This window comes from bacterium (assembly GCA_035454885.1).
In the GTDB taxonomy this organism is placed as follows: domain Bacteria; phylum UBA10199; class UBA10199; order JACPAL01.
Genome location: DATIGE010000022.1, coordinates 1 through 10,917, shown reverse-complemented (window position 1 = coordinate 10,917; position 10,917 = coordinate 1). Strand labels below are relative to the sequence as shown.

At 61.9% G+C, this 10,917-nt stretch carries 12 protein-coding genes and 1 tRNA gene; 6 read left to right on the top strand and 7 right to left on the bottom strand.

Annotated elements, in window-relative coordinates; all coding sequences use genetic code 11:
• Positions 1-24: 24 nt before the first annotated feature.
• From VLJ37_05155 to VLJ37_05145, 3 genes are all read right to left on the bottom strand, one after another.
• Positions 25-630: a hypothetical protein gene (locus VLJ37_05155; GenBank protein HSA59055.1), complete on the bottom strand. Its 606-nt coding sequence runs from the start codon at positions 628-630 to the stop codon at positions 25-27.
• 81 nt (positions 631-711) lie between these two features.
• Positions 712-882, bottom strand: coding sequence for a hypothetical protein (locus VLJ37_05150; protein HSA59054.1), 171 nt, complete (start codon positions 880-882; stop codon positions 712-714).
• A 68-nt stretch (positions 883-950) separates the two neighbouring features.
• Positions 951-1,616, bottom strand: coding sequence for a hypothetical protein (locus VLJ37_05145; protein ID HSA59053.1), 666 nt, complete (start codon positions 1,614-1,616; stop codon positions 951-953).
• 94 nt (positions 1,617-1,710) lie between these two features.
• Between VLJ37_05145 and VLJ37_05140 the strand changes: the two genes are divergently transcribed.
• Both VLJ37_05140 and der read left to right on the top strand, forming a co-directional pair.
• Positions 1,711-1,786: transfer RNA gene (locus VLJ37_05140), tRNA-Met, on the top strand.
• Positions 1,787-1,903: 117 nt separating this feature from the next.
• A complete protein-coding gene (gene der, locus VLJ37_05135; protein HSA59052.1) occupies positions 1,904-3,220 on the top strand; it encodes a ribosome biogenesis GTPase Der in 1,317 nt (438 codons plus the stop codon).
• Between the two features lie 3 nt (positions 3,221-3,223).
• Here der and VLJ37_05130 read toward each other — a convergent pair whose 3' ends face one another.
• Positions 3,224-4,009, bottom strand: a complete 786-nt coding sequence (locus VLJ37_05130) for an alpha/beta fold hydrolase (protein HSA59051.1) — start codon at positions 4,007-4,009, stop codon at positions 3,224-3,226.
• A gap of 137 nt (positions 4,010-4,146) precedes the next feature.
• Here VLJ37_05130 and VLJ37_05125 point away from each other — a divergent pair, with 137 nt between their 5' ends.
• Positions 4,147-4,812: a hypothetical protein gene (locus tag VLJ37_05125; GenBank protein ID HSA59050.1), complete on the top strand. Its 666-nt coding sequence runs from the start codon at positions 4,147-4,149 to the stop codon at positions 4,810-4,812.
• Positions 4,764-5,948, top strand: a complete 1,185-nt coding sequence (locus VLJ37_05120; protein HSA59049.1) for a PQQ-binding-like beta-propeller repeat protein — start codon at positions 4,764-4,766, stop codon at positions 5,946-5,948. Before VLJ37_05125 ends, VLJ37_05120 begins: the two co-directional genes overlap by 49 nt.
• Before the next feature lies 1 nt (position 5,949).
• Here the strand turns inward: VLJ37_05120 and VLJ37_05115 are convergent, their stop codons facing one another.
• Entirely contained in the window at positions 5,950-7,026 is a 1,077-nt protein-coding gene (locus tag VLJ37_05115; protein ID HSA59048.1) for a hypothetical protein, read from the bottom strand.
• 88 nt (positions 7,027-7,114) lie between these two features.
• Here VLJ37_05115 and guaB point away from each other — a divergent pair, with 88 nt between their 5' ends.
• Together guaB and guaA are read left to right on the top strand one after the other, a co-directional pair.
• On the top strand, positions 7,115-8,575 hold the full coding sequence (guaB, locus tag VLJ37_05110; protein ID HSA59047.1) for an IMP dehydrogenase: 1,461 nt from the start codon (positions 7,115-7,117) through the stop codon (positions 8,573-8,575).
• Positions 8,575-10,113 (top strand): glutamine-hydrolyzing GMP synthase, encoded by a 1,539-nt coding sequence (guaA, locus tag VLJ37_05105; protein ID HSA59046.1) that lies wholly within the window; start codon positions 8,575-8,577, stop codon positions 10,111-10,113. The genes guaB and guaA overlap by 1 nt, the downstream gene beginning before the upstream one ends.
• On the opposite strand, the gene VLJ37_05100 is transcribed toward guaA, so the two are convergent.
• Positions 10,114-10,785, bottom strand: coding sequence for a hypothetical protein (locus VLJ37_05100; GenBank protein HSA59045.1), 672 nt, complete (start codon positions 10,783-10,785; stop codon positions 10,114-10,116).
• A gap of 21 nt (positions 10,786-10,806) precedes the next feature.
• A partial coding sequence (locus tag VLJ37_05095) for an endonuclease III (protein ID HSA59044.1) occupies positions 10,807-10,917 on the bottom strand: 111 nt, incomplete at its 5' end.

The following is a 10,917-nucleotide window of genomic DNA, read 5'->3' as shown; positions in this document are numbered from 1 at the left end:
GGTTGCGGTCCGTACGTCATTTTCCTAGCCTTTTCCCCCCGACCGGTTCAGCAGGTCCGAGAGCCTCTGGGCCGCGATCTGGCTCTGGGCCTGCCCGGTGGTGAATCCAGACCCCTTTGAGGCCATCTCGGCCCGGGCCTCGGCCAACCCCAAGGCGCGGACCTGGGCGGGCGAGGGGTAGAGATCGATCATCTTCTTCAAGTCTTCCTTCACCTGCCGGCTGATCTTGTAGATGCCGCCCGAAAAGAATGTCGGCTTGACCTCGTCAAAGATGGTCCGGAACTCTTTTTCGGTAAAATAGACGGCCGGGAGGAGATGGGTCTTCAGGAGAGTCTCCATCTCCTTTTCGGGCCAATCGCCCTCGCGGAGGAGCATGGGGTCGAAGGGGCGGCCCACCGGACCGCAGTAGCGGTAATTGGCCTTCGACATCCATTGTTCCTCCGTCAGGCGGTAACTCCCATCGGGCTGGAGGGAATCATTGAAGGAATCCACCCAATCGGTCAGGGTGTGCTTGGTCTCGTCCACGAATCCCGTGCAAAAAAGGTAGACGAGGTCGTTCCGATTGGCGAACGAAATGCATTTCTTGCCGTCGGGACCGGTCTGCGAAACGGCGGCCCAGATGGCCTTCACGGCCCGAACAGCTTGTTCTTTGGGTTGAGAAGGAGGCATGGTCGAAATATATCGTAATTTCAGAGGCTTGTAAACGAATCCTTAGGCGTACTGCGCGGCCAAGCTCTGCGTGGGATCAGCCGCCAACGGATTCGGGCCACCCGAAACACGCGCCGCATCCTTGGCAATCTCCATCCCGCCCGCAATGGACGAAGGGCCTCCATGAGAGAGGGTCGGACCGGTCGTATGCGTCGTAGAGGGGACATGGGACATAGGAACAGCCTCCGATTGTCCTGATTATCGGAGTATCTCTCCTTTCGAGTTTCGCGTCCCGTCAAAACCTACTGATTCCGCTTGCCGATCAATTGGCTCAGACGGTCGGCGATAGTACGACTCTGAGCCGGCCCTTGCGCATAGCCCGTCGCGGCGGGGGGGGTGGGGGAGGGGCCGAGCGGTCCGGCCTGGCCTTTTTGCTGCGCCCTGAGTTGATAGACCCCCAACTGGAGGATGCGGCGGGGCGAGGCGTAGGTGTTCACGAACGTCGTCCATTCCTGCTTGAGCTCGCGGCCAATGACGTATTTGCCGTCCTTCTTGGGGAGCGTCTTCTTGACCTCGGCGATGATCTTCCCCCAGTCGTCCTTCGAAAAGTAGACACAGGGCTTCAGTTTGTTCCAGACCAGGTCGTTCAACTCGTCTTCGCCCCATTCCCCCTCGCGGATCGTCATGGGGTCGTAGGGCGTGGCGATGGGGCCCGCGTAGTGGAACTCCGCCTTGGCCATCCACTGTTCCTCGGTCACGAGGTAGCCGCCGTTGGGGAGGAGGGAATCTTGAAAGGCGGCGACCCAGTCCTGCATCGAGTACTTGTCATCGTCCACGAGGCCCGACCACCAATGGTATTCCAAATCGGCCCGGTTCCGGATGACGATGAGCTTCCGGCCGTCAGGCCCTGGCTTGGCGACTTTATTCCAGATTTTTTGAAAGACCTGTCGGGATTTTTCCTCGGGCATGAAACCATCGTATCCAAGAGCCGGGAAAGGGTCAATTTTTCAAATTCATTGCACGGAAAGAGCCCATTATATATAGCAGTGCGCTCTTGATTTCGGCAGCGTAGCTCAGTTGGTAGAGCAGGCGGTTCATACCCGCCGTGTCGGGGGTTCGAATCCCTCCGCTGCCACCATTGATAGTTAAGGGGATATACCGCTCTCCCCTTAACAACCCCATCTGAAAACCGGGATCGGATCGTTCGCTCCGTCGTCCCGACCGGCTAAGCCGGTTCGGGTCGTACTCGCTCACTATGAAACCAATCGTTGCCATCGTCGGCCGGCCCAACGTCGGCAAATCCACACTCTTCAACCGTTTGGTCGGAGGGCACCGGGCCATCACGCTCGACGAACCCGGCGTCACGCGCGACCGCCACTACGGCCACGCGCACTGGGACGCGCGCGAGTTCGTCGTCGTCGACACGGGCGGGCTTTTTCTGGACGAGCAGGGGAAGGGCGCGATCGAAGACAAGATCCGCGAACAGGTGGACCTGGCCATCGGTGAGGCGGACGTCATTCTCTTCGTCATGGACGCCCGCGAGGGGCTGCTGCCCGACGAGGCGGAGATCGCGCAATACCTTCGGCGATCGGGCAAACGCGTCTTCTTCGTGGCCAACAAGATCGACGGCCCGAAGAACGAAGAGACCCTCACGGAGTTCTTCTCGCTGGGCGAGGACGTCCTGCCGGTCTCCGCCGAGCACGGTTACAAGGTCAATGACCTCTTGGATCGAGTCGTCGCGCCGTGGCCAAAACTCGAAGAAGAGGTTGAGGATACGGCGCCCAAACCCATCCGCCTCTCCGTCATCGGCCGGCCGAATGTGGGCAAGTCCTCGCTCTTGAACCGTCTCCTGGGAGAAGACCGCCTGGTCGTCCACGACGCCCCGGGCACCACCCGGGACGCCATCGACACGCCCGTCACGGTGGACGGACGCGACTATCTCCTCATCGACACCGCGGGCATCCGCCGCCGCGGGACGTGGGCTTCCAAGGTCGAACGTTATTCCGTGCTGAACTCCCTCAAGGCGATCGAGCGTTCGGACGTGTGTTTGCTCGTCTTGGACGCGACCGAAGGCATCCATAAACAGGACGCGCACGTGGCGGGTTACGCCCAGGAGGCGCGCCGGGGCGTCGTGGTCCTTTGGAACAAGTGGGATCTCATCCCGGCCAAGGATCGAAAGTCGTTTTTCACCAAATACGAGGACGAGCTCCCGTTCTTCGCCCACGCGCCGGTGCTCGCCGTTTCGGCCAAGACCGGCGAGGGTTGCGACACCGTGTGGCCGGCCGTGAACCGGCTTTACGACGCCTGCGGGTTGCGCGTGCCGACGAGCGACGTCAACCGGGCCTTCGAGGGGCTGATCGGTGCCCACAACCCTCCGGTCTTCAAGGGCAAGCCGGTCAAGTTCTTCTACGCGACGCAAACGGGCGTCCGCCCGCCGACCTTCATCATCTTCGTGAGCGAGCCCAAAGGCGTGCATTTTTCGTTCAAGCGATATTTGGCCAACGGGTTCCGGAGGACCTTCAACTTCGGAGGGGCGCCGATCGAGATCCTATTCCGAAGAAAGAGACGATGATCATCAGCCCTGTTTTTCCCCCGTCATCAATTCCTTCTTGATGAGGTTGTAGGCGGTCTTGCGGATCAGGTAATCCGAGTGGCTCAGTCCCGGAACGAGGACGTTCTTCATGTACGTCACGCCCTCGGGGATATCGAGGATCGAGCTCTTGTAAAAACACACGCGGTCTTCCTTGGAATAGATCGAGACAAAACGCACGTGCTTGGGCCAGGCCCCTTTCTGAAGTTTCCGGATGAAGGGCGACATCGGGTACATCTGCCAGAGGCTGCGCGAGAAGATGGCGAGCGGCGAAAAGATGCCGACCAGGGCCCACGGATTCCCTCCGTGCGGGGTGCCGAGCGTGATCAAGGTGCGGACGCGTTGAGCCCCGCCGAGACGCTTGACGTAGTAGCGCCCGATGAGACCGCCCTTGGAATGCCCGATCACGCTGATCTTCTTTAGATCGTAGCGCTGGCAGAGACGTTCGACCTTGTCGTGGACGAGCTGGGCCATTTCCTCGATGCAACGCGTATTGAACGTGTCGAACATGCCTCCCAGGTTGAAACTGAAGACGCCGAAGCCGTCCTTGCGGAGCCGGCGCTCCAGTATGCTGAAGACCCTCCGTGTCGCGCCAAACCCGTAGAGGAGGAGGACCGGATGCTGGCATCGGCTGAAATCCGTCAGACGCTCGACCTTGTTTCCCTCCATGGCAAGCTTGACGTAGGTCAGCGTCGTGTTGAGATCCCTCTTGGTCTCCTTGGCATATTTCTTGAGTCGCTCGACCAAGTTTGTGCCATTTCGAGACATCATGATGGAAACACCCCTCAGAAATAGTATAATCCGGAATCCATCGATGTGCTCCATTTAGAAGCACATATAAGAAAAAATAAATGAAATCAGCATGCTAGTCAATTGACAAACCGCGTCTTTTAAGGCAGCCAAAGAAGATGCCGACTTACAAGCAGCGTCCTCATCTCCGGAAATCCGACGCCCCTTTGCCGCTTTATCGCCCCATCGACCGCCTCGCGATCCGTGCGATGGAGAATCGCCGTAAACTCGCGCCGATCCTGGCCGTGGCCGGCGTCCTCTTGGTCCTCTTCGCCGGCCTTAAGGCGTATTCGTCCTATTACCAGGGCAAGGCCTCCGCGCTCCTCAACAAGGGGGAGTTAGAGGTCCTGGCCAAGGACTACGGGCGCTCCAATGCCGCCAAGGTGGCGCGCATCCGCCTCGGCAAGCTGGCCCTGGACGGTAAGGAATATGACCGCGCCATCGACTGGTATGCGCCCCTCGCTTCGGACGCTTCGGCGCCGGACCTGCTTCGAATCGCCGCCGGGCAGAATCTCGCGCTCGCCTACCTGAGAAAGGGCGAGGCGGCCAAGGCCGCAGAGCTCTTGGACCGGACCGCACGGGACCCGAAGAACGCGAACGCGGATTATACCCAACTGCTCTTGGCACGGGCGCAGGAAGTGAGCGGAAACAAGGACCAGGCGTTCGCGATCTACCACACCCTGTCCGAGGGAGCGAAGGAGCCGAGCGTCAAACTCGAGGCCCGGGAGAGAGAAAAATGGCTGGAACCAGAAACCCGACCCGCCGCGCCGTCTCCCTCGCGCTGATCGTCCTCAGCCTCAGCCTCGCCGCGGCCCTCTGCCAAGGCGAGGCCCACGCGTGGAAGAACGTTCCGCTCAAGGAACGGCGCGTCGAGAAGCTGCCCTACAGCCCTCAATGGGTCTCGGCGCTCAAAAAGGGCAAGTTCTTCAAATACAAACGCAAGGAAAACGCCTCGCCCCTCGTGCATGGAGACCTGATCTTCGTCGGCTCCGACGGCGGCTACTTTTACGCCATGAAGAAAAAGAACGGCGGCAAGGAGTGGCGCTTCAAGACCACGGGTCCGGTCAACTCCGCGCCTGCCTTCTGGAACGACCGGGTCCTCTTCGGGGACGACGACGGACGGATCTACGCGGTGTCGATCCCCGACGGCAAGGAGGCATGGAGGGCGGAACTGGGCTCTGAGATCCTTTCCGCCCCGGCCGTGGGCGGCGATCGCGTCTACGTTGCGACCGCGGAAGGGAAGGTCTCAGCCCTGAGTGCTGCGGACGGCCGTCTTCTCTGGGAGGGCGGAAGAAAGAGGGAGTTCACGGGCCGGATTCAGATGACCATCCGTGGCAACGCCTCCCCGGCGCCGGACCCTTCGGGCGACCGGGTGTTCGTGGGCTATTCGGACGGCGTCGTGCAGGCCCTGTCCGCCTCGGGGGGAAAGGTCCTTTGGGAGAAATCCCTCGCCCAGGAGAAGGCCAGGGGGTTCAGTGACGTCGACGGCACGCCCTTGGTGGAGGCCGACCGCGTTTACGTTGCGACTTTCGACGGCGGGCTTTACGCGCTCTCCAAGCAGAACGGCAAAGTCCTCTGGAGCCAACCGCAGGGCAGCGGCGTCCGCCTCCTGGCGGCGGGTGACCTCCTCGTCGCCGCCGCGTCGAACGGGCATCTGATCGCCTACCAGAAGAAGGACGGAACCCGCGTTTGGGATTCGCCGATCGGACGCGGGGCCCTGACCGCCCCCGTCGCCTATAAAGACCTGATCGCGGTGGGACTCTCCGACAAGACCATGAACTTCGTGGACGCGGAGGACGGGCACGTGATCGCCCGACGCTTCGCCAGAAAGGGAATCTATTCCGATCCGGTGGTGGATGAGGACAGGATCTACTATCTCTCCAACGGCGGGCGTCTCTACTCGCTGCGCTTGGTCCGCTGATTCACTGGCTTTGGGAGATCAAGCCGGGAACGGCCTCCTTGAAACGCACAAATTCCGGATCGTTCCTGAAACCCTTGTTTCCCTTGAGGCTCTTGAGGACCTTCCCGTATTGGTCGGCCACCTTCTTGGCCGCAGCCTCGCCGTGGGCCGCACGGATGTTGTAGAGAACACGCGCGACGACATGCTCCAGGGTCCCGCTTTCCTCGTTGTCCAGATCGAGGTCCAGGAGAAGTTCGATATCGTCGGCCGAGGCCACCCAGCCGACGCCATAGGTCAGGCGCGCGTTGTAGAGGACGTCGAAGAAGGCGCTGGCCGCGCGCTGCTTCCAGGCCGGGAGATGGATCGATGCCTCGATCAAATGGAAAAGATCGTGCCAGGGATATTCCGCCGGGGACGCCCAGCGGTTGTGCATGCGGATCTTCTTGAGCGGCATGCCGACGCCGTGAAATCCGCCCAGATGAAGCTGGTTCACGGTCGCGGCCGGGATTTCCCCCCCCGCGAAGCAGGGGGCGATGGCGCGCTCGCCCAGGCAATACCGGAGGGCGGACTCGATGAACGTGCAGGAGGCGATACGCGCGACGGTGAATCCACCGCGCGTCCCGTAAAAATAGAGGCCGTAGGGCATCAGATTTTGGTGGACCATGAACAGCGAGTGCAGATCGAAGAGGTCGCTCCGGCAGCGGATCTCAAGCACGTCCCTCGACTGCGGGTGCTGGTCCTCCAGCTGTTTCGCGATCGCCTCCGGATCGGCCTTTTGGCCCGACAGGGGATCGTGCTGCCACCGCTCGTCCACGATGGGGCGGAAGAGGCGGGAAACGCCGAACGGCGCCACCGAGATGTTTGTTTTCCCGTGTTCCTGCTCGATCGCGTCCGCCCAGGCCCGATGAACGGAAAAAAGGAGCTCGTCGGCGATATGGCGCATGGGCGCCCCGTATTCGACCAGTTCGAGCAGGGCCTGACGGTCGCTGGACAAAAGGAACGGAGTCTCCTCCGTGAGCGAGGACTGAAGTTGCCCCAAGAAGCCCGCATGAAGCCCGGCGACCAGGGGGGGATAGACCAAAGGGAGAATCGACGTCATCTCGAGCCGCTATCGTTAGAAGATTCAGAAAGTTGCGTGGCTTCGCCACGTATTTGACAAAGCGAAACCTCCCTGCTAACCCTCCGCCATGGCAGCCCCCCAGATCCCGATCGCCTACACTTTTGACGACGTTTTGCTCCTCCCGGGGGAGAGTTCCGTGCTTCCGACCGACGTCGATACCGGCGTCAAGCTCACCGAAAAAATCTCTCTCACCATCCCGCTGATCTCGGCCGCGATGGATACGGTGACCGAGAGCAAGACCGCCATCGCCATGGCGCGCCTGGGCGGTCTCGGGATCATCCATAAGAATCTGACGCCCGAGGAGCAGGCCCTGGAGGTCGAAAAGGTCAAGAGGGCCGAGTCGGGGATGATCCTGGAGCCGGTCACGATGACCCCGGACCAAAAACTGGGCGAAGCCGCCCAGCTCATGAAGAAGCACGACATCTCCGGCGTGCCCATCATCGTCGGCAAGAAGGTGGTGGGAATCCTCACGCACCGCGACCTGCGCTTTCAAAAGAACCTGAACCAGAAGATCGAGGACGCCATGACGAAGGAGGTCGTGACGGCCAAAGAAGGGATCACGATCGAGAAGGCCAAGGAGATCCTCCAAAAGAACCGGATCGAGAAGTTGCCCGTCGTCGATGCCCAAGGGAACCTCAAGGGGCTCATCACGATCAAGGACATCGAACAGGCCCTGCGCTATCCCAATTCCTGCAAGGACGAGCTGGGGCGTCTCCGCGTGGGCGCGGCGATCGGCGTCGGCAAGGTCGCCCTCGACCGCGCGGAGATCCTCATCAACGAAGGGGCCGATCTCATCATCATTGATACCGCTCATGGTCACTCGCGAAGCGTGATCGATACCGCAAAGGAGTTCCGTGAACGCTTCGCCAAGGTCGCGCTGGTCGCCGGCAACGTCGCCACCGCCGACGGGGCCGAGGCCCTGATCAAGGCGGGAGTCCATGCGATCAAGGTGGGCGTCGGTCCCGGGTCCATCTGCACGACGCGCGTCGTCTCCGGCGTGGGCGTCCCGCAGTTCACGGCGATCCTCGAGTGCGCCTCCGTCGCCAACCGCTACCAGATCCCGCTCATCGCGGACGGCGGCATCAAGTTTTCCGGCGACATCACCAAGGCGATGGCGGCGGGCGCCACGGCCGTCATGGCGGGCGGACTCTTCGCGGGCACGGACGAGGCGCCGGGAGAGACGATCCTGTACCAAGGCCGGTCCTTCAAGACCTATCGCGGCATGGGCTCCTTGAACGCCATGCGCAGGGGGAGCAAGGACCGTTATTTCCAGGAAGGCGTCACCGACGCCTCCAAGCTCGTTCCCGAGGGGATCGAAGGCATGGTCCCGGCGCGCGGGCCCATCTCCGACCAGATCCACCAACTGATCGGCGGACTCCGCTCCGGCATGGGTTACGTGGGCGCGGCGAACATCGCCGAGCTCCGCAAGAAGGCGCGGTTCGTGCAGATCACGTCGGCGGGGCTCAAGGAGAGCCACGTGCACGACGTGACGATCACCAAGGAATCGCCGAATTACCGGTTGGAATGATGGCATCCCGCGTTCTCATCCTCGATTTTGGTTCCCAATACACGCAGTTGATCGCCCGCCGCATCCGCGAGGAGAAGGTCTACTGTGAGATCCATCCCTGCAACGCCCCCCTGGCGAAGATCCGCGAGTTCGCGCCCCAGGCCATCGTCCTCTCCGGGGGGCCTTCGAGCGTCTATGAGGCCGATGCCCCGTCCGCGGCGGTCGAGATCCTGGACCTTCAGGTCCCGATCTTGGGGATCTGTTACGGTATGCAGTGGCTTTCCCAGACACTGAAGGGCAAGGTCGAGGCCGGCCGCGTCCGCGAATACGGTCCCGCCAAGATCCGCATCGTGAAAAAGTACGGCATCTTCGAGGGCTTTCAAGACGACGAGACCCCGGTGTGGATGAGCCACGGGGATCACGTGACGGTCCTCCCCGCGGGTTTTGAGAGCTACGCCCAGAGCGGGGGCGGGCTTCAGGCCGCGATCGGCGATCCGCGCCGCAAGATCTACGCCCTGCAGTTCCACCCGGAGGTCCATCACACCCCGCGCGGGCGGGACTTGCTCAAAAACTTCCTCTTCAAGGTCGCAGACCTCAAGGCCGACTGGTCGATGGAATCCTTCGTCGATCAAAAGACCCGCGAGATCCGCGCGCAGGTGGGAGACGGGCACGTGATCTGCGCGGTCTCCGGCGGCGTCGATTCGTCGGTGATGGCCGCCCTGATCCACAAGGCGGTGGGCCGACAGCTCGATGCGCTCTTCATCGACAACGGGCTGCTTCGGAAGAACGAGGGGAACAGGGTTCTGGATCTTTTTCAAAAGAACATGCAGGTCCCCTTGAAAAAGATCGACGCCGCCGAGAGATTCTTGGAGAAATTAAGGGGGGTCGAAGACCCCGAAAAAAAACGAAAGATCATCGGCAACGAATTCATCGCCGTCTTCGAGGACGAGGCCAAACGCCACTCGGAGGCCAAGTTCCTGGCCCAGGGCACGCTCTACCCGGACGTCATCGAAAGCGTCTCCTTCCGCGGGCCGTCGGCCGTCATCAAGAGCCACCACAACGTGGGCGGCTTGCCGGAGCGGATGCACCTGAAGCTCATCGAACCGTTCCGGGAGCTCTTCAAGGACGAGGTGAGGGCGATCGGCCGCCTGATCGGCGTTCCCGATGAGATCATCGACCGCCAGCCCTTTCCCGGCCCCGGACTCGCCGTGCGCATCTTGGGGGAGGTCACCCAGGAGCGTCTCGAGATCCTGCGCAACGCCGACGACATCGTCGTCTCGGAGATCAAGGCCGCCGGGCTCTACACGAAGATGTGGCAGTCGTTCTCGGTGCTCCTGCCGGTCAAGACCGTCGGGGTGATGGGGGACAATCGGACCTACGAGAACGTCATCGCCGTCCGCGCCGTGGAGAGCCAGGACGGCATGACCGCCGATTGGGTGCGGCTGCCTTACGATCTTCTCGCCGTGATTTCCGCCCGTGTGATCAACGAGGTGAGGGGAGTGAACCGCGTCGTCTACGACATCTCCTCGAAGCCGCCCGCCACGATCGAGTGGGAGTGATCAAGGGGTCGCCCTAATCGTTCGAATCGGAATGGGGCACTGGGCGAGGAATCGCTCTCCGTCCCAACGCCCCACGGATGCCGTCGCAATCGTCAATTCGTCAAAGAAGCCCGGCCCCATTCCGCAGGTGCGGCGGTACGAGGCCATGACATGCGGGTCGTAGTCCTTCAGGATCTCTCCTCGCAGGGGCCAGTGCCCGTTGGCCTTCATCCACCGGAGTTGCGCCATCAAGAGCGCCAGTCCGACGTGGCGGATGACGCCGTCGCCCTCCATGACCCGCTTGCGGACGCGGTCGCAACGCATGCGAATTCCCTCGCCCCGGCCGGTCAGCCAGGACAAGGCGATGCCTTCGCACGTTCCATCCAAGGCACGGACCAGGGCAAACCAGGGCACGGCCTCAAACGGGATCGTGGCGGAGAGAAAGTTTTCGAATTCACGATGCAACTCCCCCTCCAAGACCCGGCGCGCGTGGGGGATGTCCGCACCCTCGATCACGACAGGAAACGGCACGCCGTTGCGGCTCAAAACCGCGTGCAGCGGCGTGAAGTCCGGCGTCGACCGCAGGACAAACTGGGGAGCGACTGCGGAAACGGCCACGGAAGAGGTGAGGAGGTTCCCGCCGGTCAGACCGGTCCAGAGGGAGCCCAGGCGTGAGAGAAGGGCGTCGAACATGCCCGCGTTATCGGCAATTTCCTAGGAAGGTTGCGTCTTCGGCCCGTAGGGACAGAGCTTCAATACCGGACACCGGGGGCAATCCGGCTTGCGGGCGTAGCAGCAGCGGCGCCCGTGCCAGATGAGGACGTG